The organism is Streptomyces hamibioticus, from assembly GCF_047946815.1.
GTDB lineage: Bacteria > Actinomycetota > Actinomycetes > Streptomycetales > Streptomycetaceae > Streptomyces.
Genome location: NZ_JBKKQY010000001.1, coordinates 2109395 through 2134458 on the forward strand (window position 1 = coordinate 2109395; position 25064 = coordinate 2134458).

At 72.6% G+C, this 25064-nt stretch carries 22 protein-coding genes; 6 read left to right on the top strand and 16 right to left on the bottom strand.

Annotated features, from left to right (window positions below; all coding sequences use genetic code 11):
• Window positions 1-77 precede the first annotated feature (77 nt).
• Entirely contained in the window at window positions 78-743 is a 666-nt protein-coding gene (locus ACLGIH_RS09305; RefSeq protein WP_416524761.1) for a bifunctional DNA primase/polymerase, read from the top strand.
• A 300-nt stretch (window positions 744-1043) separates the two neighbouring features.
• Here the strand turns inward: ACLGIH_RS09305 and ftsY are convergent, their stop codons facing one another.
• Window positions 1044-2252, bottom strand: a complete 1209-nt coding sequence (ftsY, locus tag ACLGIH_RS09310) for a signal recognition particle-docking protein FtsY (protein ID WP_416524762.1) — start codon at window positions 2250-2252, stop codon at window positions 1044-1046.
• Between the two features lie 174 nt (window positions 2253-2426).
• Between ftsY and ACLGIH_RS09315 the strand changes: the two genes are divergently transcribed.
• Window positions 2427-3878 carry a cytosine permease gene (locus ACLGIH_RS09315; RefSeq protein WP_416524763.1) on the top strand — a complete coding sequence of 484 codons (1452 nt, stop codon included), beginning with the start codon at window positions 2427-2429 and terminating at the stop codon, window positions 3876-3878.
• 477 nt (window positions 3879-4355) lie between these two features.
• On the opposite strand, the gene ACLGIH_RS09320 is transcribed toward ACLGIH_RS09315, so the two are convergent.
• The 4 genes from ACLGIH_RS09320 to ACLGIH_RS09335 form a co-directional block, all read right to left on the bottom strand.
• On the bottom strand, window positions 4356-5774 hold the full coding sequence (locus tag ACLGIH_RS09320; protein WP_416524764.1) for a sugar porter family MFS transporter: 1419 nt from the start codon (window positions 5772-5774) through the stop codon (window positions 4356-4358).
• Window positions 5775-6027: 253 nt separating this feature from the next.
• The gene (gene smc, locus ACLGIH_RS09325; RefSeq protein WP_416524765.1) at window positions 6028-9582 is read right to left on the bottom strand and encodes a chromosome segregation protein SMC; all 3555 of its coding nucleotides are present in this window, start codon (window positions 9580-9582) and stop codon (window positions 6028-6030) included.
• Between the two features lie 281 nt (window positions 9583-9863).
• A complete protein-coding gene (locus ACLGIH_RS09330) occupies window positions 9864-10067 on the bottom strand; it encodes a hypothetical protein (protein ID WP_184764132.1) in 204 nt (67 codons plus the stop codon).
• A gap of 379 nt (window positions 10068-10446) precedes the next feature.
• Window positions 10447-10728 carry an acylphosphatase gene (locus ACLGIH_RS09335; RefSeq protein WP_416524766.1) on the bottom strand — a complete coding sequence of 94 codons (282 nt, stop codon included), beginning with the start codon at window positions 10726-10728 and terminating at the stop codon, window positions 10447-10449.
• A gap of 161 nt (window positions 10729-10889) precedes the next feature.
• On the opposite strand from ACLGIH_RS09335, the gene ACLGIH_RS09340 reads away from it, so the two are divergent.
• Entirely contained in the window at window positions 10890-12122 is a 1233-nt protein-coding gene (locus ACLGIH_RS09340; RefSeq protein ID WP_416524767.1) for a CAP domain-containing protein, read from the top strand.
• A 65-nt stretch (window positions 12123-12187) separates the two neighbouring features.
• Complete coding sequence (locus ACLGIH_RS09345; protein ID WP_416524768.1) at window positions 12188-12613, top strand: winged helix-turn-helix transcriptional regulator; 426 nt, start codon at window positions 12188-12190, stop codon at window positions 12611-12613.
• 36 nt (window positions 12614-12649) lie between these two features.
• On the opposite strand, the gene mutM is transcribed toward ACLGIH_RS09345, so the two are convergent.
• The 9 genes from mutM to ACLGIH_RS09390 form a co-directional block, all read right to left on the bottom strand.
• Entirely contained in the window at window positions 12650-13510 is an 861-nt protein-coding gene (gene mutM / locus ACLGIH_RS09350; protein WP_416524769.1) for a bifunctional DNA-formamidopyrimidine glycosylase/DNA-(apurinic or apyrimidinic site) lyase, read from the bottom strand.
• A gap of 84 nt (window positions 13511-13594) precedes the next feature.
• Entirely contained in the window at window positions 13595-14437 is an 843-nt protein-coding gene (rnc, locus tag ACLGIH_RS09355; RefSeq protein WP_416524770.1) for a ribonuclease III, read from the bottom strand.
• 7 nt (window positions 14438-14444) lie between these two features.
• A complete protein-coding gene (rpmF, locus tag ACLGIH_RS09360; RefSeq protein ID WP_003951102.1) occupies window positions 14445-14618 on the bottom strand; it encodes a 50S ribosomal protein L32 in 174 nt (57 codons plus the stop codon).
• A 2-nt stretch (window positions 14619-14620) separates the two neighbouring features.
• Window positions 14621-15265, bottom strand: a complete 645-nt coding sequence (locus tag ACLGIH_RS09365; protein WP_416524771.1) for a YceD family protein — start codon at window positions 15263-15265, stop codon at window positions 14621-14623.
• Between the two features lie 125 nt (window positions 15266-15390).
• Window positions 15391-16518 carry a cell division initiation protein gene (locus ACLGIH_RS09370; protein ID WP_416529326.1) on the bottom strand — a complete coding sequence of 376 codons (1128 nt, stop codon included), beginning with the start codon at window positions 16516-16518 and terminating at the stop codon, window positions 15391-15393.
• 133 nt (window positions 16519-16651) lie between these two features.
• On the bottom strand, window positions 16652-17131 hold the full coding sequence (gene coaD / locus ACLGIH_RS09375) for a pantetheine-phosphate adenylyltransferase (RefSeq protein WP_416529327.1): 480 nt from the start codon (window positions 17129-17131) through the stop codon (window positions 16652-16654).
• Window positions 17132-17157: 26 nt separating this feature from the next.
• Complete coding sequence (gene rsmD, locus ACLGIH_RS09380; protein ID WP_416524772.1) at window positions 17158-17745, bottom strand: 16S rRNA (guanine(966)-N(2))-methyltransferase RsmD; 588 nt, start codon at window positions 17743-17745, stop codon at window positions 17158-17160.
• A 157-nt stretch (window positions 17746-17902) separates the two neighbouring features.
• Window positions 17903-20122 carry an ATP-dependent DNA helicase RecG gene (recG, locus tag ACLGIH_RS09385; protein WP_416524773.1) on the bottom strand — a complete coding sequence of 740 codons (2220 nt, stop codon included), beginning with the start codon at window positions 20120-20122 and terminating at the stop codon, window positions 17903-17905.
• A 302-nt stretch (window positions 20123-20424) separates the two neighbouring features.
• Window positions 20425-22146: a DAK2 domain-containing protein gene (locus tag ACLGIH_RS09390; RefSeq protein WP_416524774.1), complete on the bottom strand. Its 1722-nt coding sequence runs from the start codon at window positions 22144-22146 to the stop codon at window positions 20425-20427.
• 269 nt (window positions 22147-22415) lie between these two features.
• On the opposite strand from ACLGIH_RS09390, the gene rpmB reads away from it, so the two are divergent.
• Window positions 22416-22601 (top strand): 50S ribosomal protein L28, encoded by a 186-nt coding sequence (gene rpmB / locus ACLGIH_RS09395; protein WP_003993230.1) that lies wholly within the window; start codon window positions 22416-22418, stop codon window positions 22599-22601.
• Window positions 22602-22737: 136 nt separating this feature from the next.
• Here rpmB and thiD read toward each other — a convergent pair whose 3' ends face one another.
• Window positions 22738-23544: a bifunctional hydroxymethylpyrimidine kinase/phosphomethylpyrimidine kinase gene (gene thiD, locus ACLGIH_RS09400; protein WP_416524775.1), complete on the bottom strand. Its 807-nt coding sequence runs from the start codon at window positions 23542-23544 to the stop codon at window positions 22738-22740.
• Window positions 23541-24509 (bottom strand): thiamine-phosphate kinase, encoded by a 969-nt coding sequence (locus tag ACLGIH_RS09405; RefSeq protein WP_416524776.1) that lies wholly within the window; start codon window positions 24507-24509, stop codon window positions 23541-23543. The genes thiD and ACLGIH_RS09405 overlap by 4 nt, the downstream gene beginning before the upstream one ends.
• A gap of 238 nt (window positions 24510-24747) precedes the next feature.
• Here ACLGIH_RS09405 and ACLGIH_RS09410 point away from each other — a divergent pair, with 238 nt between their 5' ends.
• Window positions 24748-24981, top strand: a complete 234-nt coding sequence (locus tag ACLGIH_RS09410; protein ID WP_003997603.1) for an Lrp/AsnC family transcriptional regulator — start codon at window positions 24748-24750, stop codon at window positions 24979-24981.
• Window positions 24982-25064: the final 83 nt, after the last annotated feature.

The window sequence follows — 25064 nt, forward strand, 5'->3', positions numbered from 1 at the left end:
GAACAGAGTCGGAAACGGAGAGTCACGCCGCGCGTCCGCTGCGTAACTGCCGGTGCGTCGGACCCGTTGGAGGGGGTATGGGCTTCACGATCGGCAGCAGTCGAGGCATCCGCGATCTCCGGACCGGTGCGCGCCGCCGCGGACGTTCGTCGGAATGCGTCGCGGTGGCCGAGTTCACGGGGCTGTGGGGCTGGGACGTGGTGCCGGGCGCCCGGGCCGCGGCGGGCGTCTGCTCCTGCGGCCGCGGGGACTGCCGGGCGCCGGGCGCGCATCCGCTGGACTTCGCGCCGGAGGTACCCGCCGGGTCGACGCTGGACGAGGTGACCCGGGCCTGGGCCGAGGTGCCGGGCGCCGCGGTCATGCTGCCGGTCGGGCGGACCTTCGACGTGATCGAGGTGGCCGAGTCCGCCGGGCGCGGGGCCCTGGCCCGGCTGGAGCGCATGGGCCTCCCCCTCGGCCCGGTCGCGGTGACCCCGCAGGGCCGCGCCCATTTCTTCGTCGCCCCGGGCGCCGCCGCCGAACTGCCCCGGCTGCTCTACCGCATGGGCTGGGACACGCCGGCCGCCCTCGACCTGGTCGGCCTCGGCCCCGGCGCGTACGTCACGGCCCCGCCCTCCGACCGCGGCGGCCGGGGACCGGTGCGGTGGCTGCGCCCTCCGGCCCTCGACTCGGCGACCAACCCGCCGGCGGCCCGCCTGCTGCTGGGGACGCTGGCGTACGTGGCACACCGGTCGCGGGTGTAGACCGCGGGTGTGGCCCGCGGGGGCGCGCACACCCCACTCCCCCGTGCGCGACCTGCGGTATCCGCCCCGGCCCCCGCTCCTCATACGCCGGAGGAGCTGACCTACCAGCCCGCCTGGGGGCACCCCCTATGGGGCAGCTTGAGGACGAGGCCGTCCAGGCCGAAAACGGGGGTCCGGGGGCGGAGCCCCCAGGGGACGGGACGAGTAGGGGCGGCGGGGGCGAGGAACCTCCCGGCAGAGGGCGCCCGCCCCGGGGAAACGGGTCCGGGTCCGGGCGCCTCCTCATGCACCGTCGAAAGCTCAGTCACCGATCAGGGCGTCCACGAACGCCTCCGGCTCGAACGGCGCCAGGTCGTCGGCGCCCTCACCGAGGCCGACCAGCTTGACCGGCACGCCCAGCTCACGCTGGACGGCGACCACGATGCCGCCCTTGGCCGTGCCGTCCAGCTTGGTGAGCACGATGCCGGTGATGTCGACGACCTCGGCGAAGACGCGGGCCTGGATCAGACCGTTCTGGCCGGTGGTGGCGTCGAGCACGAGCAGCACCTCGTCCAGCGGCGCCTGCTTCTCGACGACCCGCTTGACCTTGCCCAGCTCGTCCATGAGCCCGGTCTTGGTGTGCAGCCGGCCGGCGGTGTCGATCAGCACGACGTCCGCGCCGATCTCCTTGCCCTCCTTGACCGCGTCGAAGGCGACGGAGGCCGGATCACCGGCTTCCGGGCCGCGCACGGTGTGGGCGCCGACCCGCTCGCCCCAGGTCTGGAGCTGGTCGGCGGCGGCGGCGCGGAAGGTGTCGGCGGCGCCGAGCACGACGCTGCGGCCGTCGGCGACCAGCACCCGGGCGAGCTTGCCGGTGGTCGTGGTCTTGCCGGTGCCGTTGACGCCGACGACCATCACGATGCCGGGCTTGGTCGTCTCGGGCTCGGTCTTGACCGTGCGGTCCAGGTCGGCGCCGACCAGCGTGATCAGCTCCTCGCGCAGCAGTGCGCGCAGCTCGTCCGGGGTACGGGTGCCGAGCACCCGGACGCGCTCGCGCAGTCGCTCGACCAGCTCCTGGGTGGGCTGCACGCCGACGTCGGCGGTCAGCAGCGTGTCCTCGATCTCCTCCCAGGTCTCCTCGTCGAGGTGCTCGCGGGAGAGCAGCGTGAGCAGCCCCTTGCCGAGCGCGTTCTGCGAGCGCGACAGGCGGGCACGGAGCCGGACCAGACGGCCGGCGGTGGGCTCGGGAACCTCCAGCTGAGGAACCTCGAGCTCTTCGACGACGGGGGGTTCCGCGACGGTGGCGGTACCCCCGTCGGGGAGGTCGACCTCCTCTATCGTGCGGCGCGGTTCGTCGCGCGGCGTCTCGGCCTCGTCGCCGACGTGCGGTTCGGCCGGAGGGGCCGTGATGTCGGGCGCTGCGGGCGGCGGCGGGGGCACCTGCTTCTTGCGGCGACTGCCCACCACCAGCCCGCCGAGCGCGCCGATCACGACCACGGCGATGACTACAGCAAGGATGACGATGTCCATAACCCGTCCAGTATCAGCCATGGGTCCCGCACACACCCCGCTTGTGACTTCCTCCAAGGGACAAAGCCCCCTGCAGGGAAGGAGTCGGATCAAAGTACGATGGAGCAGAGGGCATCAACGCGCGTAGAGTCCCGACGGCCCCTTCTCCACACCCCTGAGGCACGGACCCCCCACATGAGCAAAACCGCCGAGACCGAAGGCGCACTCGAAACCCGCGGCATCGAGCAGGTGCCCGACGACGAGCGCACGGCCCGTGTCCGGGAGCTGTTCCCGACCTGGGTCGGCGCCAACATCAGCGTGCTGCTGCTCACGATGGGCGCGAGCCTGGTCGTGGCGTACCGGCTCAACTTCTGGCAGGCGCTCGTGGTCGCCGCCGCCGCGCCCGTCGTGTCGTACGGCCTGGTCGGGCTGATCGGCATCGCGGGCAAGCGGGGCGGCGCGCCCGGCATGGCGCTGTCCCGGGCGGTGTTCGGGCAGCGCGGCAATCTGCTGCCCGGTTCGCTGATCTGGGTCGCCCGCTGGGGCTGGGAGACGATCAACGCGGTGACCGGCGCCTACGCGATGCTCACGGTGCTGGACATCGTGTTCGGCGTCCGGGCCAACAGCGTGCTGGACATGGTGATGCTGCTCGCCTTCGTGGTCGCGACCTTCGTGATCTCCGGACTGGGCATCAACGCCGTGCAGAAGTGCAACAAGTACGCCACCTACCTGTTCGGCGGCTTCTCCGTGCTGGTGCTCGGCTATCTGATCGTCGACACCGACTGGTCGGCCGTCTTCGACCGGTCCGCCGGGTCGGTGGCCGCGATGATCACCGGCGTCGGGCTGATCGCCGCCGGCGGCGTCAGCTGGATCCCGTCCGCCCCGGACTTCACCCGGTACCTGCCGCGCACCGCCTCCTCCAAGGCGCTCGTGGGCGTGACGGTCGGCGGGGCCGGCGTCGTCGTGCTGCCGATGGTGCTCATGGGCATGGTGATGGCCGTCTCCACGCCGGACCTGGCCTCGGCCTCCGACCCGGTCTCCTTCCTCGGCGAGATCCTGCCGACCTGGCTCGCGGTGCCGTACCTGCTGATCGCGCTGATCGGCATGCTGCTGATCAACTCGATGTCCATGTACTCGGCGGGCTTCACCGCACAGACCCTCGGTTTCACGATGCCGCGCCACTGGGCGGTCTCGGTCAACGCCGTGATCTCGCTGCTCTTCGGCGGCGTGCTGATGCTGGTCGCGACCAGCTTCATGGGCTCCTTCATCGCCTTCCTGTCGCTGCTCGCGGTCGCCTTCTCGGCCTGGGTCGGCGTCTTCGGCGCGGACATGCTGCGCCGCCGGGAGTACGACGGCGAGGCCATGGCCGACACCACGCGCACCAGCGCCTACTGGTACCGGGGCGGCTTCTCCCCCGCCGCGTGCGTCGCCTGGGCGGTGGGTCTGGTCGCGGGCCTGATGTTCACCACCTCGGACTGGTTCACCGGCCCGCTGGCCACGAACAACGTCATCGGCGAGTACGGCCTGGGCTGGGTGGCCACGGTGGTGATCTCCGGCGTGCTGTACGCGGTGCTGCCCAAGCCCGCCGTGGTCGTCCCGGCAGCGTCCGCCGAGCGGGCCGAGCGGCCCGAGACCCTCACGGTCTGACACTCCACCGGCCGGCACGTCCCCCTCCGCACCCCCGGCGGAGGGGGACGTTCGCCATGCCCGCCACGGTCGTACGGGCCCGGCCTCGGTCTTCGCGGGCGCGGTACCGGGCGCGGCGAAGCGGCTGACCGTCCCCGAGTCACCGCTGCTGTACCTCACCGAGGACCCGGACCGGGTCAGGGCCCCGGCACGACGGCCACTTCGCGGGCGAGGCGCGCACCTGCGCCTCCCGGCAGTCCGCGGGGAGGCGGTCGGCGCGGTCGGCTCCGCGGCCACGTCCGTCGACGGGCTGCGCGCCGAGGGCGGCACGGTCCTCGGCTGTACCGCGAAGACGTACTGCCCCGGCTCGGTGGACGAGCCGGGGCAGTACGTCTTCCGTGTACGGGGAGAGGGGCAGCGGGGTCTTTGGCTCCTCTCCCCGGACCTGGGGCCTCCCGAGGGAGGCGAGGGAGGCACTCGGTACCTCCCCGGGGAGGCTCAGCCCATCTCCTCCAGGGCCTTGCCCTTCGTCTCCTTCACGAACTTCAGGACGAACGGGATGGAGAGCGCGGCGAAGACCGTGTAGATCAGGTACGTCACGGAGAGGTTCCAGTCGGCCAGGGACGGGAAGCTCGCGGTGATGGCCCAGTTGGCGATCCACTGCGCGGCGGCGGCCACGCCCAGGGCGGCGGCGCGGATCCGGTTCGGGAACATCTCACCGAGGAAGACCCAGACGACCACACCCCAGCTCAGGGCGAAGAAGAGCACGAACATGTGCGCGGCGATCAGGGCGACCCAGCCCTGGGTGGCGGGCAGCTGGCCGTCGACCAGGTCGAAGGAGAACGCCCAGGCCTCCAGCGCGAGGCCGATCACCATACCGACCGAGCCGATGAGGGCCAGCGGCTTGCGGCCGACGCGGTCGACGAAGATCATCGCGATCACGGTGCCGACGATGTTGATGATCGACGTGGTGAAGGAGTAGAAGAACGAGTCCGTCGGGTCGACGCCGACCGACTGCCACAGGGTGGCGGAGTAGTAGAACGCGACGTTGATGCCGACGAACTGCTGGAAGACCGACAGGCCGATGCCGATCCAGACGATCGGCTTGAAGAAGAAGCTGCCGCCCAGCAGGTCGCGGAAGCTGGACTTGTGCTCGCTCTTCATGGCGTGCTCGATCTCGGCGACGCGGGCGTCCAGGTCGGTGCCCTTGCCCTCGACCTCGGCGAGGATCTCCCGGGCGCGCTCGCGCTTGCCGACGGAGAGCAGGTAGCGCGGGGACTCGGGGATGGCGAAGGAGAGCAGACCGTAGAGGACGGCCGGGACGACCTCGACGCCGAGCATGACCTGCCAGGCCTCCAGGCCCATCAGGGTGCCGCGCTGGTCGCCGTCGGCGGCGTGCAGCAGACCCCAGTTGACCAGCTGCGACATGGCGATGCCGATGACGATCGCGGCCTGCTGGAAGGAGCCGAGCCGGCCGCGGTAGGCGGGCGGGGCGACCTCGGCGATGTAGGCGGGGCCGATGACGGAGGCCATACCGATGGCCAGGCCGCCGACGACGCGCCAGAAGGCGAGGTCGTACAGCGTGAAGGGCAGCGCGGAGCCGATGGCGCTGGCCGTGAACAGGACGGCGGCGATCTGCATGACCCGGATGCGGCCGATGCGGTCGGCTATCCGGCCGGCGGTCGCGGCGCCGATGGCGCAGCCGACCAGGGCGATGGCGATGACCTGGGCCAGCGCCGCGGAGCCGATGTCGTAACGGTCCCGGACGCCCTCGACGGCACCGTTGATCACAGAGCTGTCGTAGCCGAAAAGGAAACCGCCCATCGCGGCCGCGGCCGCGATGAAGATGACGTGCCCGAGATGATCGGGCTGAGCCGTCCTGGCTCCTGACTGGGGTGCCTGCGCTGTGCTGGTCACGTGTACTCCTCGGGCCGCCGGCGTCGCTGCCGGCGTGGGGGTCAGCCCTTCGAGGCGCTCGGTCCTGAAGGTAAAAGCAACGCAGCAGACACTATGCGTTCAACTATCGAAGTCAATAGGTCGTTCGCCATGAATTTGGATCGACGGCGTGTCAGCTTGTGTTCAAGGATTGAAGCCATCAAGAGCGGGTACCCCAAAAACCCAGTTGGGAACAGGTGTAGACCAGACGGTTCCGCGAGGCCGTCGGAGCCGGTCAGCGAAGCCGCTGGCTGATGACCTTCGACACACCGTCGCCCTGCATGGAGACGCCGTAGAGCGCGTCGGCGACCTCCATCGTCCGCTTCTGGTGCGTGATGACGATCAACTGCGAGGCCTCCTGCAGCTCCTGCATGATCCGGATCAGCCGCTGGAGATTGGTGTCGTCGAGCGCGGCCTCGACCTCGTCCATCACGTAGAACGGGCTGGGCCGCGCCTTGAAGATCGACACCAGCAGGGCGACCGCCGTCAGCGACCGCTCCCCGCCGGACAGCAGCGACAGCCGCTTGACCTTCTTGCCGGGCGGCCGGGCCTCGACGTCCACGCCCGTGGTGAGCATGTTGCCGGGGTCGGTCAGCACGAGCCGTCCCTCGCCGCCGGGGAAGAGCCGGCCGAACACGCCCTCGAACTCACGGGCCGTGTCCAGGTACGCCTCGGTGAAGACCTGCTCGACGCGCTCGTCGACCTCCCTGACGACCTGGAGCAGGTCGGCGCGGGTCTTCTTCAGGTCCTCCAGCTGCTCGCTGAGGAACTGGTGCCGCTCCTCCAGTGCCGCGAACTCCTCCAGGGCCAGCGGATTGACCTTGCCGAGCTGCTGGTAGGCGCGCTCGGCGGCCTTCAGCCGCTTCTCCTGCTCGGCCCGGACGAACGGCCGGGGCAGGTGGCGCGGGTGCTCGGGGTCCTCCGGCAGCTCCTCGCCCTCGGCGGGCGGCGAGGGCGGCACCGGCCGGTGCGGACCGTACTCCGCCACCAGCCCCTCCGGTTCCACACCGAGTTCCTCCAGCGCCTTCGTCTCCAGCTGCTCGATCCGCAGCCGCTTCTCGGCGCCGAGCACCTCTCCCCGGTGGACCGAATCGGTCAGTTTGTCGAGTTCCGCCTTGAGGTCGCGCCCCTCGGTGCGCGCGGCGGCCAGCTCCTGCTCGCGCCGGGCCTTCGCGGCCTCGGCGGCGGTGCGCTCCTCGTCGGCGCGGGCGAGGGAGACCTCGACGTGCGCCAGCAGCCGGCGGGCACCGGAGGCGACGGCCTCGGCAACGGCCGCCTCATGACGCAGCCGGGCCCGTCGCTGCTCGGCACGCGCGCGTGCCTCGCGTTCGGCACGGGCGGCCCGGTCGAGGGAGTCGGCCCGGCCGGCCAGTCCCTTGACCCGTTCCTCGTGCGTACGGACCTGGAGACGGGCCTCCATCTCGGTCTGCCGGGCGTTGGCGCCGTCGGCGGCGAGCCGGTCGCGCCGAGCGGTGTCGGGTTCCTCCTCGACCGGCATCTCCTCGGCGACGGCCAGCCGTTCGGCCAGCTCCTCGGCGTCCTGCAACGCCTCATCCAGCGCCTCCTGCGCCCGGCCGGCCGCCGCGGCGGACCGCTCGGCCTCTCCGGCGGCGCCCCGTGCCTGGCCCGCGAGCCGGCCGAGCTGCTGGGCCACGGCCGACTTCTCCCGGTCGGCGGCCCGGCGCCGCTCCCCCAGCTCCTCGACCGCCGCGGCGCACTCCCGGCGCCGCTCCTCGGCCGCCCGCTGCGCCTCGGCCAGTTCCTCGCACCGCACGGCCAGCCCCTCCAGCTCGGCGGCGGCCTCGTCCACGGAGGCCTGCACCTCCAGCAGGCTGGGCGCCCCGGCGGACCCACCCTGCGCGAAGTACGCGCCGAGCAGGTCACCCTCGGCGGTGACGGCGGTCAGCCCGGGCCGCGCGTAGACCAGGTCCTCGGCCTCCTCCAGGGTGCCGACGACGACGATCCCGCGCAGCAGCCGGCGTACGGCCGGCATGAGGTCGGCGGGGCCGTGCACCAGGTCGGCCGCGTACGGCGGCCCGCCGGCCGGTGCCTCCTGCGGTACGTCGTCGGGGGCGCCGGCGAGCAGCAGCGCCGCCCGGCCGGCGTCCTGCTTGCGGAGCAGCCGGATGGCGTCGGCGGCCGAGGCGGGGGTGGTCACCGCGAGCGCGTCGGCGGCGGCGCCGAAGGCTGCGGCGAGCGCCACCTCGTGGCCGGGGGTCACGGTGAGCAGCTCGGCGGCCGGTCCGATCAGCCCGGAGAGACGATCCTTCGCCCCCAGCAGCGCGCCCGTGCCGTCCTTACGGCGCAGGCCCATGGCGAGGGCCTCGTGCCGGGCCTGGGTCGCGGCCCGGCGGCGTTCCGCCGCGGTGGCCGCCTCGCGGGCGGCGGCGAGCGCGGTCTCCGCCTCGGCCAGCTGCCGCTTGGCGGCCTCGTGGCGCTCGGCGAGTTCGGCGTCGCCCGCGTCGAGGCCGTCGACCTCGGCCTTGAGCGCCTCGTACTCCTCCTGGGCGGCGGCGGCCCGTTCCCGGGACTCGTCCCGGGCCGCGGCCAGCCGCTCGATCTCCGCCTGGGCCGCCGCGGCCCGCGACCGGGCGGCCCCCACCTGGCCCCTGAGCCGGGCCAGCCCCTCGCGGCGGTCGGCGATGGCACGGGCGACGTCCTTCAAACGGCGCTCCTCGTCGGCGAGCTCGCGCTCCAGCTCAGCCCGGTGGGCGACCGTGTCCTCCAGGGCGCGCTCGGCCGCCTCCAGGGCGGCTTCCAACTCGGCCTCCTGCTCGCGGACGCGGGCGGCCTCGCGCTCCAGGTCCTCCGGGTCGCGGCCCCGGCGCTCCTCGGGCGGCGCCGAGGTGGCGCTCTTCACGCGCGCGTCGGCCAGCGAGACGGTGCCGCGCACCCGCTCGGCGAGCTGGGACAGCTCGTACCAGGTCTGCTGCGCTCGCTTCAGGCGCGGGGTGAGCCGCCGTACCTCGTCCTCCAGGAGCGCCTCGCGCCGCAGTGCCTTGCCCAGTTCCCGTTCGGCGGCCTCCTTGCGGTCCTTCAGGGCGGCCTCGTCGGCGATCTCGGCCCGCAGCGCCTCCCGCAGGCGTACCAGGTCGTCGGCGAGGAGCCGCAGCCGGGCGTCGCGCAGGTCGGCCTGGATGACGGCGGCGCGGCGGGCGACCGCCGCCTGGCGGCCCAGCGGCTTGAGCTGGCGGCGCAGCTCGTCGGTCAGGTCCTGCACGCGCGCGAGGTTGGCCTGCATCGCGTCCAGCTTCCGCAGCGCCTTCTCCTTGCGCTTGCGGTGCTTGAGGACGCCCGCCGCCTCCTCGATGAAGGCCCGGCGGCCCATGGGATCGGCGTGCAGCACGGAGTCGAGCTGGCCCTGGCCGACGATGACGTGCATCTCGCGGCCGATGCCGGAGTCGGACAGCAGTTCCTGGATGTCGAGCAGCCGGCAGGTGTCGCCGTTGATCTGGTACTCGCTGCCGCCGTTGCGGAACATGATCCGCGTGATGGTGACCTCGGCGTACTCGATGGGCAGCGCCCCGTCGGAGTTGTCGATGGTCAGCGACACCTCGGCCCGGCCGAGCGGCGGGCGGCCGGTGGTGCCGGCGAAGATGACGTCCTCCATCTTGCCGCCGCGCAGCGACTTGGCGCCCTGCTCGCCCATGACCCAGCTGAGCGCGTCCACGACATTGGACTTGCCCGAGCCGTTCGGACCGACGACGCATGTGATCCCCGGCTCGAACCGGAGCGTGGTCGCCGAGGCGAACGACTTGAACCCGCGGAGGGTCAGGGCCTTCAGGTGCACGCCGCCGGACTCTACCTTCCGGGGGTGTCTCACTCCATGAACCCTTGGGCCCCCGCGGTTTCACCGATGAACGTGCAGGGCACACCAGACGTTAAAGAAACTGAAAGGATGCGCGGGGAAGGGATCGCCGGGCCGGAGGCGGACCGAGGGTCCGAGCGGCCGAGGTTGCCGGGGCGGGGCAAGAAAGAAGGGACGCCGAAGCGTCCCTTGCAACTCTGACAACTGAGCGGTTGTACGGGCAGCCCAACCACTGCTTGTGCCGTCGTGGAGCAATGCAGTGATCAGGTCAGCGCAGGCTCCGCCTGGTGTGCGTCAACGCTCTCCATGATCCTGTCGTGAGAAGCGGCAGCCGTCAGTGCGTCGTTCTCGGCCTGGATGCGGCCGAGTTCGGATTCCAGGTCCTGGACGCGCTGCTGGAGCCGTCGCATCTCGGCGAGGAGTCGAGGGTCGGAGCCGCCGACGTAACCGAGAAGCGCCTTTGCCATGATGGATGGTCCTCCACAATGAGTGACCGACCGATGCGGTGTGGGTCGTGAGGGATTCGCACCCGCGGTGCTTGGCACTATGCAGTTCTTGGTGCCGTTCAACCATGCCAAACAGCTAAGGTGCGCGGGGCTTTCAGCGTCTCACCAAAAAGTTTGACGGTCAACACGATCACGCCCCGTATTGACGGGTGACCCGGGGCGCGCGGCCTGGACACGGCGGCGCTGTGGCTCCTGCGGGCCCCTCGGGGCGTGGCGATCATCCTGTCGCGCGGAGCCTGCCATGGCAAGCGCTTCTCGGTAATCACCTGCTAGTTTCCGTTCCCGGCGCCCCTCGGCGGGCGGTCCGGACCGGGGCCACCGGCGCGCCGGGAGGACGGGATCAGCGGATGGCGAAGCCGTCGTAACCGCCGCGGGGTGTGTCCCAGATCTCGGTGACGCCGTCCACGCGCCCGGGCGTGTCGTCGCCGCGGAGCCAGTCCAGCAGTGCCTCGCAGCGCTCCCTCGAGCCCTCCGCGACCACCTGGACGCGGCCGTCGCCCAAATTGAGAGCAAAACCACTCAGCCCGCCCAGCTCCAGCGCCCGCGCCCGCGTGAACCAGCGGAAACCCACGCCCTGCACCCGCCCGCGCACCCAGGCGACCAGCCGTACATCCTCGCTCATGGGTGCAACCTAACCGGCCGATGTCCCTCTGGACACTTCCGCCCCCAGCGCCATGCGGTACCGTCCCGACCCAATGAATCTCATATGAAACTCACCCGATCGTGTGAGTCCGGTGATGATCGTGAGGACGAGTCGACCGCAAGGACGAGGAAGGCCAGAACATGGGACGCCACCGACGCTCCGCCGCCGGCCGCGCCGCCACGGGCCGCGCCACGGGGACCACGCACACCGACGGCTCCGGGGCACCGGGCCGCGACCCGCTGGACTCGACCGCGGGTGACCGCTCCTCGATGGGGATCGCCCCCTATCTGAACCCCGAGGCGTACGCCGAGGAGCGTGCGCGGAGCGACGCCTACCTGTTCGCCACGGACGACTCCGCCGGCGGCGACCTGCCGCGCGCCGGGCACACCGTCCCCTTCCCGAGCGACGGCTTCGCGCCGGACGACGGGCCCCGGCGGGGCCGTTCGCACCGGCGCCGGAAGCCGAAGAACGCCGCCGCCCCGGTCCGCACCGGCCTGCTCGGCGTCTCCGCCGCGGTCGCCCTCGGCACGGTCGCCGTGACGACCGGCGTGGTGCCCGGCCTGGGCGACTACCGGCTCGGCGGGGGCGGCACCGGCGACCGGGTGCAGTCCGCCGACGTGCCGACCAACACCCCGACCGGCCTGAGCGGCACGTCCGGCAGCGTCGACGGCGGTGCGCCCACCAGCCGTGACACCGACCGCTCGGCGTCGCCCTCGTCCCCCTCGTCACCCTCCTCTTCGTCCGCCCCCTCGTCGCCCTCGTCCTCGCCGTCCTCGCCGTCCTCGCCGTCCTCGCCGGAGAAGACCCCCTCCAAGGACCCGTCGACGTCGGCCGCGCCGACCGGGACGCCGTCGAAGTCCAAGGAACCGGCCCGGCCCGAGCAGCCGGCCAAGCCGTCGAAGACCCCCGCCAAGAAGCCGGACTCCGAGCCGGCACCGTCCCGTACGGCCACGAAGGCGCCCGAGCGGCCCAGCGCGCCGGTGACGGTGTCCCGGGAGGCGGCGGTCGAGGCCGAGGTGCTCAAGCTCGTCAACGACGAGCGGGTCAGGGCCGGCTGCAGCCCGCTGGCGGCGAACAGCGCGCTCGCGGGCCTGGCCGGTGACTTCAGCGCGGCCATGGCGCAGCAGGGCTTCTTCGACCACACCGACCCCAGCGGCGCGACGCCCTGGGACCGGGCCGAGAAGGCCGGGATAAGCAACCTCGGCGGGGAGAACATAGCCCGCGGCCAGGCCGACGCCCAGGCCGTGATGGACGCCTGGATGAACAGCCCCGGCCACCGTGCCAACATCCTCAACTGCGACTTCCGGACGCTGGGCGTGGGCGTGCATTTCGGGTCCGGCGGCCCGTGGTGGACGCAGAACTTCGGCTACTGAGCCCCACGCTCACCCCGGGTCAGCGCCCCCGGCGGGCAGCGCTGAGCTCACGTACGCTGGGAAACATGGCGACCACGCAGGAGCGTACGGCGGAGCAGAACCTGCCGTACGACGTGTTCTCCAAGGCCTGCCCCTCGCGCGGCACCCTGGAGCACGTCACGGGCCGCTGGGGCGCGCTCACCCTCGGCGCCCTGTACGCGGGCTCGTTCCGCTTCAACGAGCTGCGGCGGCGCGTGGACGGCGTCAGCGAGAAGATGCTCTCCCAGACCCTGCAGGCACTGGAGCGCGACGGCCTGGTGCACCGCGAGGCCCAGCCCACCAACCCGCCCCGCGTGGACTACGAACTGACCGCGCTGGGCCGCGAGGTGGCCGGGCGGCTGATCGCCCTGATCGAGTGCCTCGAGAGCGGCATGGACCAGGTGCTGGCGGCACGGGAGCGTTACGACGCCCGGCGCGGCGGCCAGCCGCTGACCACCACGTCCGCCTCGTGATCCGTCCGGCCACGGGTGACGTCCACGAGGTGACGGCTACGGAGTGACGCGCGGCGTGCGCTGGCACTTCGGGCAGAAGTAGCTGGAGCGGTTCATCCACGGGCGGCGGCGCATCGGCGTGGCGCAGCGTCGGCAGGGCAGGCCCTCACGTCCGTACGCGTCGAGCGACCGCTCGAAGTAACCGGACTCGCCGTTGACGTTGACGTACAGGCTGTCGAAGCTGGTGCCGCCGACCGCGAGGGCCGCGTTCATCACGTCCCGCACATGGCCGAGGAGTTCCAGGGTCCGGGGGCGGGTGAAGGTGGCCGTCGGGCGTTCGTAGTGCAGCCGGGCGCGCCACAGCGCCTCGTCGGCGTAGATGTTGCCGACGCCGCTGATCAGCGACTGATCGAGCAGGGCCCGCTTGATGGTGGTGCGCTTGCGGCGCAGCGCCCGGTGGAATGCCTCGTCGTCGAAGAGCGGGTCGAGCGGGTCCCGGGCGATGTGCGCGATGACGTCGGGCAGTCCCTCGGGGCTGGTGTCGTGCAGCGACAGGCCGCCGAAGGTGCGCTGGTCGACGAAGCGGAGTTCGGTGCCGAGGGCGTCGGCGAAGCGGACCCGGATGCGCAGGTGCTTCTCGGCCGGTGCCTCGTGCGGCTGGACCAGCAGCTGGCCACTCATGCCGAGGTGGGCCAGGACCGCCTGGCCGGTGTCCTCCAGCGGCAGCCACAGGTATTTGCCGCGGCGGCTGGGCGTGCCGATGCGGTGGCCCTTGAGGCGGTGGGCGAAGTCGTCGGCGCCGGCGATGTGCCGGCGCACCGCGCGCGGGTGCAGTACGTCGGCATCGGCGACGGTCCGGTGGGCCACCCACCGCTCCAGGCCTCGCCGCACGACCTCGACCTCGGGCAACTCGGGCATGGCTCCCCCTCGGGTGGGCCGGGCACGGCCCGAGCGCCCGCCCCTGGGGCGGGACGGGCACTCGGGTTCGTACGCTGCGGTGGGTCAGGCGGAGGCCGACGGCGCCTCGGCGGCCTGCTGGGCGGCCTCGGCCGCCGCCTTGGCCGCGGCCTTGGCGCGCTCGTCCGCCGCGGCCCGGATGGACCGCCAGGCGGACTCGGCGGCCTGCTGCTCCGCCTCCTTCTTGCTGCGGCCGGTGCCGGTGCCGTACGAGACGCCTCCGACGCGGGCGGCAGCAGTGAAGGTCTTCTCGTGGTCGGGGCCGGTCTCCGTGACCAGGTACTCGGGGACGCCGAGCCCTTCGGTCGCGGTGAGCTCCTGGAGGCTGGTCTTCCAGTCCAGGCCGGCACCGAGGTTGGAGGACTTCTCGATCAGCGGGTCGAACAGGCGGTGCACCAGTTCGGAGGCCGCGTCGAGGCCCTGGTCGAGATAGACCGCGCCGATCACCGCTTCCAGGGTGTCGGCGAGGATGGATGCCTTGTCCCGGCCGCCCGTGCCCTCTTCACCGCGGCCCAGCCGGATGAAGGAGCCCAGGTCGAGCCCGCGACCGACCTCCGCCAGCGCACGAGAGTTGACCACCGCGGCCCGCAGCTTGGCCAGCTGGCCTTCGGGCAGGTCGGGGTGGGTGCGGTACAGCGTGTCCGTGACGACGAGGCCGAGCACGGAGTCCCCGAGGAACTCCAGCCGCTCGTTCGTCGGCAGACCGCCGTTCTCGTACGCGTAGGAACGGTGAGTCAGCGCTCGCACCAGAAGGGCGGACTCGACTTGGTAGCCGAGCCGCCCTTCCAGAAGCGTGTGGGACGAGGCCTGGTTGTCCGCCTTCTTTTTGACGGGTGGGTCCGCCTTGGCGTCTTCCGCCTTCTTGGCAGTGGACACAGTGCCTCTCACCAGCCGCTCAGACCTCGAGAACCTGGCGCTTGTTGTAGGTGCCGCACGACGGGCACGCGATGTGCTGCTGCTTGGGCTCGTGGCAGCGCTCGCACGCAACCAGGGTGGGGACCGCAGCCTTCCACTGCGACCGGCGGTGGCGCGTGTTGCTGCGCGACATCTTCCGCTTCGGAACAGCCACGGCTACTTCTCCTGCTTCTCGTCGACGCCCGGTTCGGCGCCGCTCTGGTCGTCCTTCTCGCCGTCCTTCATGGTGCCGGCGAGTCCCTGCAATGCCGCCCAACGGATGTCGACGGCGTCGTGGTGGTGCTCCGGGTCGTCCGCGAGCCGTGCTCCGCACTCGGTGCACAGCCCCGGGCAGTCCTCCCGGCACACCGGCTGCATCGGCAGTGCGAGCACCACCGCATCGCGCAGCACGGTTTCGAGGTCGATCAGACCGTCCTCGACGAAGAGCCTGTCCTCGTCGTCCTCGGCGTCGTCGCCCGGTTCCGCGATCACGCGGCCCCGGTCGTCGGCGTCAGGGTACGAGAACATCTCCTGGAAGTCCGCTTCGAGCTCCAGCTCGACCGGCTCCAGACACCTTACGCACTCCCCCTCGGCCCGCGCACGGGCGGTGCCTGTGACGAGCACACCCTCCATGACCGACTCGAGCCGGAGTTCGAGTTCCACCGGGGCGCCTTCCGGCACTCCGATGACTCCCTTGATACCGAAGTCCTTGGGAGCGTCGACCGCGCGGGTCAGACGCTGCAGCGCACCAGGACGCCGGCCCAGCTCGTGCGTGTCGAACACGAGGGGGTTGCGGTGGTCGAGGCGGGCGTTCAGGGCCATTCCTGCTTTCGGTCTTCGAACTCAGTGGGACGCCGCCCTCGGTGTCCCGGGCAGCGTTGATCGCGGACGTAGACGCGACCGAAGAGCCAGGATACTGGACCTTTGGCTCTCGGCCCAATCCGGCCTCAGCGACCCTGCTCGTAGCGCTGCTGCTCGTACTGGCGCAGCTGCTCGGCGCTGATCATGCTGGTGTCGAAGAGGCTGGTCTCGTCGAGTGCCTGTGACTGCTGGGCCTGCTGGGCCTGTGGGTGCTGCGGGTCCTGAGGATGCTGCTGGGCCTGCGGGTGCTGCTGGGACCCGCCGTAGCCCTGCCGACCGTCGTACGCGGGCTGCTGGGCGTGGTAGCCCGGGTAGGCGGCGTACGGGTCGGCCTGCTGGTAGCCGTAGGCATCCTGCTGGGCGTACTGCTGCTGGTAGCCGTAGGAAGCGGCCTGGGGCTGCTGCTGGTACGCGTAGGCGTCCTGGGTGTCGTACGACTGCTGGGCGGGCACCGCCGGGCGCTGCTGCTCGGCGGGGGCTTCGGCCAGGGCCGCGAGGCCGGCCAGGTAGTCCGCGTCGCTGGAGTGCTGGACGGTGGTGGCGTCGTCGGCGAGGGCGCCGAGGTCGTCGGTGGCGATCCGGCCGTGCAGCTTCTCCCGGCCCCGGCCGACCGCCTCCAGGGTCTTGGCCAGTACCGCCTCGAAGGCGCCCAGCTTGGCGTCGACGTAGGCGTCCGCGTCACGGCGCAGGGTCTCCGGGTCGGGGCTGCGCTCGGGGGCGTCGTCCTCTTCCGGGTCCACGTAGCCGTCCCCGTCGAGGCCGGTGCCGGTGCCGGTGCCGAGCAGCTTCTCGCGGCCCCGGCCGACGGAGCCGAGGGTCTTGGTGAGGACGACCTCGAAGTTGGCGAGCTTGGAGTCGACGTAGTCGTCGGCCTCGGCGCGGACCTCCTCGGCCTCCTGGCGGGCCTCGGCCAGGATGCGGTCGGCCTCGGCCTGGGAGCGGCGGGCGATCTCCGTGTCGGAGAGCAGGGAGCCTCGTTCGGCGTGCGCGCTCTCGATGATCCGCTCCGCCTCCTGGCGGGCCTGCGCCACCATCTGCTCGCGGTCCCCGATCAGCTCCCGGGCCTGGGCGAGGGAGTCGGGCAGCGCCGCACGCACCTCTTCGAGCATCGAGAGCAGTTCGGCGCGGTTGACCACGCACGAGGCCGACATGGGCATGGCGCGGGCGCCGGAGACCAGGGTGACGATCTCGTCCAGCTTCTTCTGCACGTCCACCGTGTGCTCGCCACTCTCTACAGCTGTGTTGGAGACGGACGCCACGACTGTACGACCCCGGGACTGCCGCCGGACACCGGGTGACGGGCTGTCAGTTTCCGGGGGCGGGGCGGGGTGGCGTGCGGGGACCGGGTCAGTCCTTCCGCAGGCGCTCGGCGAGGGCGCTCAGCACCGCCGGCGGCACCAGGTGGGAGACGTCGCCGCCCCAGGTCGCGACCTCCTTGACCAGCGAGGACGACAGGAAGCTGTAGGTGGGGTTGGTGGGGATGAAGAGGGTCTCGACACCGGAGAGGCCGTTGTTCATCTGGGCCATCTGCAGTTCGTAGTCGAAGTCGCTGACCGCGCGCAGGCCCTTGACGATGGCGGGGATGTCGCGCTGCTTGCAGAAGTCGACGAGGAGGCCGTGGAAGGACTCGACGCGGACGTTGCCGTACTCGGCGGTGACCTCGCGGATGAGTTCCATCCGCTCCTCGATCTCGAACAGGCCCCGCTTGGCCTGGTTGATCATCACCGCGACGTAGACCTCGTCGTACAGCCTGGAGGCACGGGCGATGATGTCGAGGTGTCCGTTGGTGATCGGGTCGAACGACCCGGGACAGACGGCGCGGCGCACTTGTGATCCCTCGCTCTCCGGTCCGGTCATCGTGCGTCTTCGCACGTAGAGGCGGCGCGACCGTACCAAAACGTTCCCTCGCCGTAGCGCCGGGCCCGGAGCGCGTCGAAGCCGTCCGGCCACCGGAATTCACCGCCTCTGGTGCTGCGCTCCACGGTGACGAGGGCTTCTTCGGCTAGCCAGCCCTCCGAGCGGAGTGTGAGCAGAATCTCCCGAAGATCGTCGTCGGTGACGGCGTAGGGCGGGTCCAGGAAGACGATGTCGTACGGCTCCTGGGGCGGGGCGGTCCGGATGATCTGTTCGGCCCTGCCCGCACGGACCTCGCCGCCGGGCAGGCCGAGGGCCTTCACGTTCTCCCGGACGGTGCGGACGGCGCGGGCGTCGGCCTCCACGAGCAGGGTGTGTCCGGCGCCGCGGGACAGGGCCTCCAGGCCGACGGCGCCGGAGCCGGCGTACAGGTCGAGGACCCGCTCGCCGTCCAGCGGGCCGCCGAGCAGGGACTGCCAGGTGGAGAACAGTCCCTCGCGTGCGCGGTCGGAGGTGGGGCGGGTGCCGGTCCCCGGCGGGACGGCCAGGCGGCGTCCGCCGGCTGCGCCGGCGATCACGCGGGTCATTTCGGGTCCTTGGTCGTGGGGATCGTGTGGGTTCAGTCTGGCAGGCGGGGCGGGAGGCGGCTCGGGGTCGCGGGGCGGGTGCGGGTTTCCTGCGGCTGGTCGCGCCCCGCGGTGGAGCCGCACGTCGACGCGGCCCCGCGCCCCTGGGAAGCCGCCCTCACCCCTTCTCCAGGTACTGCTCTCTCTCCTCGTCCAGAAGGGCGTCCAGGGCCGTCCGCAGGCCGGGCAGGCGGGTGAGGTCCGGGTCCGCGGCCACCACGGCGGCCGCCTCCTGTCTCGCCTCCGCGATGATCTCCTCGTCCTCGATGACGGCGAGGACCTTCAGGGAGGTGCGGGCGCCGGACTGGGCCTGGCCGAGTACGTCGCCCTCGCGGCGCTGTTCGAGGTCGATGCGGGAGAGTTCGAAGCCGTCGAGGGTGGCGGCGACGGCGTTGAGCCGCTGGCGGGCCGCGCTCGCCTCGGGCATCTCGGTGACCAGCAGGCACAGGCCGGGGGCGGAGCCGCGGCCGACCCGGCCGCGCAGCTGATGGAGCTGGGAGACGCCGAAGCGGTCCGCGTCCATGATCACCATGACGGTGGCGTTGGGCACGTTGACACCGACCTCGATGACGGTCGTGGCGACCAGCACGTCGGTCTCGCCGGCGGCGAAGCGGCGCATGACGGCGTCCTTGTCGTCGGGCTGCATCCTGCCGTGCAGGGCCTCGACCCCGAGACCCTGCAGGGGGCCCTTGGCGAGTTGCCCGGCGATGTCGAGCACGGCGAGCGGCGGACGCTTCTCGGCGTCGTCCCCGGAGGCCTTCCGCTTGCCGGGGTCGTCCTCCTCGTCACCGATCCGGGGGCACACGACGTACGCCTGGTGGCCGTTGGCCACCTCCTCGCGCACCCGCTCCCAGGCCCGGGACAGGAAGTGCGGCTTGTCGGCGGCCGGGACGACATGGCTGGCGATCGGCGAGCGTCCCGCCGGGAGCTGGTCCAGGACGGAGGTCTCCAGGTCGCCGAAGACCGTCATCGCCACCGTGCGCGGAATGGGGGTGGCGGTCATGACCAGCAGGTGCGGGGGCTGCTTGCCCTTGCCGCGCAGGGCGTCGCGCTGCTCGACGCCGAAGCGGTGCTGTTCGTCGACCACGACCAGGCCCAGGTCGTGGAACTGCACCTTGTCCTCGATCAGCGCGTGGGTGCCGATGACGATGCCGGCCTCGCCGGTGGTGAGGTCGAGCAGGGCCTGCCGGCGGGCGGCGGTGGCCATCGAGCCGGTGAGCAGGACGACCTTCGTGGCGTGCTCGGCGCCGCCCAGCATGCCTCCCTCGGCCAGCTCGCCCATCATCTCCACGACCGACCGGTGGTGCTGCTGGGCGAGCACCTCGGTGGGCGCCAGCATCGCCGCCTGTCCGCCGGCGTCGACCACGGCGAGCATCGCGCGCAGGGCGACCAGGGTCTTGCCGGAGCCCACCTCGCCCTGGAGGAGGCGGTGCATCGGGTGGTCGGTGGCGAGGTCGGCGAAGATCTCCCGGGAGACCTTCTGCTGGCCGTCGGTGAGGGTGAAGGGCAGCCGGTCGTCGAAGGCGGCCAGCAGACCGTCGGGCCGCGGCTCGCGCGGGACGGCGGGGAGCTGTGTCTCGGCGTGCCGGCGGCGGGCCAGCGCGACCTGGAGGACGAAGGCCTCGTCCCATTTCAGACGGGCCCGGGCGTCGGCGATGTCCGCCTTGGTGTGCGGGCGGTGGATCTTGAGGAGGGCCTCGGGGAGGGGGACCAGGCCGCGTCCCTCGCGCAGCGAGCCGGGGAGCGGGTCGACGGCCTCCTGGGCGGTGGGCAGGACGGTCTGGACGGCTTTGGCGATCTTCCAGGACTCCAGCTTGGCGGTGGCCGGGTAGATGGGGATGAGGGCGCCCGCCCAGCTCTCCACCGTCTCCGCGGCTCCGCCGTCGTCCCCGTGCAGCAGCTCGTAGGCCGGGTGGGCCAGTTGGAGGCGGCGGTTGAAGACCGAGACCTTGCCCGCGAACAGCGCGCGGGTGCCCGGCAGCAGCTCCTTGTGCGGCTTGTGGACGCCCTTGCCGAAGAAGACCAGCTGGAGCCGGCCGCTGCCGTCCGTGATCGTCACCTCCAGCCGCTGCCCCTTGCCGCGCGGGGCCTTGGCGGAGGAGAAGGTGTGCAGGCGGGCGTCGGCGACCTGGGCGACCACCGTGACGTGCTCGTCCATGGGGAGGTCGGCGAGGTGGGTGAGCTGACCGCGCTCCTCGTACCGGCGCGGGTAGTGGTGGAGGAGGTCGCCGACCGAGTGCAGGCCGAGGTGCTCGGCCATCACCTTCGCGGTGGCGGGGCCGAGCACCGACTTCAGTGGTCGTTCCAGTGGTTCTCGCAGTGCGGGCACGAGATCCATTGCACACCACGCCACTGACAATGCCGCAGAGGTCCCGGGAAGGTCCTGGTCGGACGGCTCGTTCGGGCCGGGGCGCGCGCCGGCGCCGGGCCGCACCGGCGCCGGGCGGGCTGGACGGCGCGCCGCCCCGCGGGCGGCGGGACCGGCAGCGGCCCCGGTGGGCGGGACCGGCAGCGGCCCCGGTGGGCGGGACCGGCAGCGGCCCCGGTGGGCGGGACCGGCAGCGGCGCCCGGTGGGCGGACGGGGCGGAGCCGGCGCGGCTCCCCCCGCCTGCGGCCGGTCGCCGGCCGACCGGCCCCGCCTACTCGACGCCGATGAGCAGCAGCGACCCCTGCCGGCCGCCCCGGTAGACCACCGTGTCGACGGCGAGATAGGCCTCCCGGACCCGGGCCTCCAGGCGGCCGGCGACGGACTCGGGGGCCTCGTCGCCGAGGACCAGGGTGACCAGCTCGCCGCCGGCCGCGAGCATGCGGTCGAGGACGGTCTCGGCGGTGGCGGCGACGTCCGAGCCGATCACGGCCACGTCGCCGTCGATCAGGCCCAGGACGTCACCGGCCTGGCAGATGCCGGCCGTGGTCCAGGATTGCCGTTCGGCGACGGTGACCTCGGCGTACCGGGTGGCACCGGCCGCGGAGGTCATCGACACCACGTCCTCGTCGAAGCGCCGCCCGGGCTCGTGCACGGCGAGCGCCGCGATGCCCTGCACCGCCGAGCGGGTCGGGATGAGGGCCACGCGGACGCCCGCCGCCCGGGCCTGCTCGGCCGCCGCGGCGGCGGTGTGGCGCAGCTCGGCGTCGTTCGGCAGGAGGACGACCTCGCGCGCGTGGGCCCGTCGTACGGCCTCCACCAGTTCTCCGCTGGCGGGCGGCTCCCCCGGGCGCGCGAGCACGGTGGTCGCGCCGGCCTCGGTGTAGAGCCCGGCCAGGCCCTCGCCGGGCACGACGGCCACCACCGCCCGCTGGGCCCGCTCGGCCCGCTCGGCCCGCTGCCGAGGGGGCCGCTCGGCGCGGGTGGTGTGCACGTCGCCGTGCCCGAAGTGCGTGATGCGGATGCGGTACGGCCGCCCGGCCTCGACGCCCGCCTCCACGGCGGCACCCGCGTCGTCGACGTGCACATGGACGTTCCACAGCCCGTCGCCGCCGACCACGACGAGGGAGTCCCCGAGGGCGTCCAGCCGCTCGCGCAGGCGGGCGACGGCCGCGTCCTCGGCCTCCAGGAGGTAGATCACCTCGAACGCGGGCCCGCCCGCGCCGTGCTCCCCGCTCTCGTCCAGGCCGCACTCGGCCGGGGTTTCCGGCCGCGCGCCGCCACCCACACGCGCGTGCACGGCATGGGCCGGTGCCTCCCCCGTGAGCGTCTCCAGGAGGGCCGCAAGCACCGTCACCAGGCCGTGGCCGCCGGCGTCGACCACGCCGGCGCGCTTCAGGACGGGCAGCTGGCCGGGGGTCGCGGCGAGCGCCGCGCGGGCGCCCTCGTAGGCGGCGCGGGCCACGCCTCGGCAGTCGCCCTCGGTGCCCTCGGCCGCGTCGGCGGCTGCCGAGGCGACCGTCAGGACGGTGCCCTCGACCGGGTGCGCCACGGCCTGCCGGGCGGAGTCGGCGGCCCGTCGCAGGGCCAGCCGCAGGCCCGGCCCGTCCGTGTGGGCCGTCTCACCGTCGGCCGCGAGCACCTGGGCCATGCCGCGCAGCAGCTGCGCCAGGATCGTGCCGGAATTGCCCCGCGCGCCGATCAGTGCCCCGTGCGCCATCGCCCGCGCGGCGTCCGCGAGCGTGGGACCACCGGCGGGCCGGGCCTCCTCGCCGGCCTCCGGGGTGCCCACCTCGTGCGCGGAGAACACCGCCTCCACGGCGGCGGCGGCCGACTCGACGGTCAGATAGAGGTTGGTGCCGGTGTCCCCGTCCGCGACCGGGTAGACGTTGATCGCGTCGATCTCCTCGCGCGCCTGCCCCAGCGCCCGCAGTGCCAGGCCGCACCAGGTGCGCACCGCCAGAGCGTCGAAGAATCTCTGCGGCACCTGCGCCACCTGCGCCTCCCTGAGCTGCTGGACGTGGCAGGCAGCGTAGACCCCGCGGCGGTGCCCGCAGGAAGAGGGCCGGGGAGCGGCCCTGAGCTGCCGTGGTAGTTTCGTTGTACGGGCGCAGCCGTTGTATGCTGCTCCGGTTGCCCGATCCTGATCGGGCCATTCCCCTGGCACCGCCACTCAGATCTCGAACCGCTCGCGAGGGCTCGTAGATCTTGATCCCGGCATGCCGGGATCCACCGTAAGTGCATCTGAAGTCTTTGGAGTGACCCGTGGCTGCCAACTGCGACGTCTGCGGCAAGGGGCCGGGCTTCGGCAACAACATCTCGCACTCGCACCGCCGTACGTCCCGCCGCTGGAACCCGAACATCCAGCGTGTGCGTACCGTGGTGGGCGGGACGCCGAAGCGCGTGAACGCTTGCACCTCGTGCATCAAGGCCGGCAAGGTCTCGCGCTGACGCTCAGCAACAGCGCGCGGCCACTGTTGGTTCGCTGCACTTAGCCGGCCCACCGGAGCGTGGGCCGGCTTTTTGCATGCCCGGATCGCGCCGGAACCCTCCGCGGCCCTCGGGCACCGGAAGGTTCCCGCGTCCGTCAGGCCCCGGTCGCACCCCGCCCGAGCGCCCAGCCGTGGTCCACCGGTCCGATGCCGCCGCCGAGCGCGAAGCCGGCCGCGATCGCGCCGGTGACGTACTCCTTGGCCGCCGCCACCGCCTCCGGCACGGACTGCCCCTTGGCCAGCTGGGCGGCGATCGCGGAGGCGAGGGTGCAGCCGGTGCCGTGGGTGTGCCGGTTGTCGTGGCGGGGAGCGCGCAGCCAGTGCTCCTCGGAGCCGTCGGTGAGCAGGTCGACGGCCTCGCCGGGCAGATGACCGCCCTTGATCAGCGCCCAGCGCGGGCCGTACGCCAGTACGGCCGCGGCGGCGGCGCGCATGTCCTCCTCGGTCTCGACCCGTACGCCGGTCAGTTGCGCCACCTCGTCGAGGTTCGGCGTGGCGACGGTCGCGACGGGCAGCAGCTTGGTGCGGACGGAGTCCAGGGCGGAGGCCGCCAGCAGCGCGTCCCCGTGCTTGGAGACGCCGACCGGGTCGACGACCGCGGGCGCGTCCGTGTCCGCGAGCAGTCCGGCGACCGTCTCGACGAGTTCCGCGGAGGCGAGCATGCCGGTCTTCACCGCCTGGACGCCGATGTCGTCGACGACGCTGCGGTACTGGGCGCGGACCGCCTCCACCGGCAGCTCCCAGGCGCCCTGCACGCCGAGGGAGTTCTGCGCGGTCACCGCGGTGACCACACTCATCCCGTGCACGCCGAGCGCCAGCATCGCCTTCAGGTCGGCCTGGATGCCGGCGCCGCCGCCGGAGTCGGACCCCGCGACCGTCAGCACCCTGGGTGGCGCGCTCATGACTCGATCTCCCCTCCGAAGTGGTCCCAGCCGCCCTTGCTCGTCCAGGGTGCCCCGTCGACGGTCACCTGAGGCAGCGCGGACGGGTTGAGCACCTCGCCGATCACCTTCCAGCGGGCGGGCAGCTTCACGTCCGGCGGGAAGGTCGCGACGATCGCGTGGTCCTCTCCCCCGGTCAGCACCCACTGCATCGGGTCGACGCCCACGGCCTGGCCGATGTCGTTCATCTGGGAGGGAATGTCGATCTGGCCCGAGCGGATGTCGATCCTGACCTTGCTCGCCTCCGCGATGTGGCCCAGGTCGGCGATGAGCCCGTCGCTGACGTCGCACATCGCGGTGGCCCCGAGCCCGGCGGCGGCCGGACCGGCGTGGTACGGCGGCTCCGGGCGCCGGTGCGCCTCGACGAAGGCGCGCGGGGAGCGGAAGCCGCGGGACAGCACGGCGAACCCGGCGGCGGACCAGCCGAGCCAGCCGGTCACCGCGACGAGGTCGCCGGGCCGGGCTCCGGCCCGGGTGACCGGTTCCTGGTTGCGCAGGTCGCCGAGCGCGGTGATGGACACCGTGATGGTGTCGCCGCGCACCACGTCGCCGCCGACCACCGAGGCACCCGCGACCTGGCACTCGTCGCGCAGCCCGTCCATCAGCTCGGTCGGCCAGGTCACCGGCAGCTCGGCGGGCACCACCAGACCGAGCAGCAGCGCGGTCGGCACGGCCCCCATGGCCGCGATGTCGGCGAGGTTCTGCGCCGCCGCCTTGCGGCCCACGTCGTACGCGGTGGACCAGTCGCGGCGGAAGTGCCGGCCCTCCAGCAGGATGTCGGTGCTGGCCACCACCCGGCGGTCGGGTGCGGCGACCACGGCGGCGTCGTCGCCGGGACCGACCCGGACCGCCGGGGTGGTGGTGAGACGGGAGGTGAGCTCCCTGATGAGCCCGAACTCGCCGAGCTCACCAACCGTGCCCTTCATTGCCCTACTCCCCTTCCGTCCCGGTCCGTGCCCGGTCGCGCGTCATCTGTGTCCTCGCTACGGTCGAAGCGACCGGCGTCGTGCCCCTCGTCGCGGCCGCCGGAACCGTCAACTCCCGACGCCCTCGCACCCCGGCGCGCGACCCTCGCACCCCGCGGGTCTCCCCGCGGCACGCGGCGACGCGATACCGTGGCGTTCCTTCTCCCCCCATGATCCTCGTGGCCGCCCTGGAGGTTCCGTGGTACAGGCGTACATCCTGATCCAGACGGAGGTCGGCAAGGCGTCGACCGTCGCCGAGACGATCAGCAAGATCCCTGGGGTGATCCAGGCCGAGGACGTCACCGGACCCTACGACGTCATCGTGCGCGCCCAGGCCGACACCGTCGACGACCTGGGCCGCATGGTGGTCGCGAAGGTCCAGCAGGTGGACGGCATCACCCGTACCCTGACCTGCCCGGTCGTCCATCTCTAGCCCCCGTCTGCCGGTGCCGGCGCATCCCCTGCGTCACCGCAGACGACGGCGCGCCGGCGGTGGTTCCCGGCCCGGACACCCCG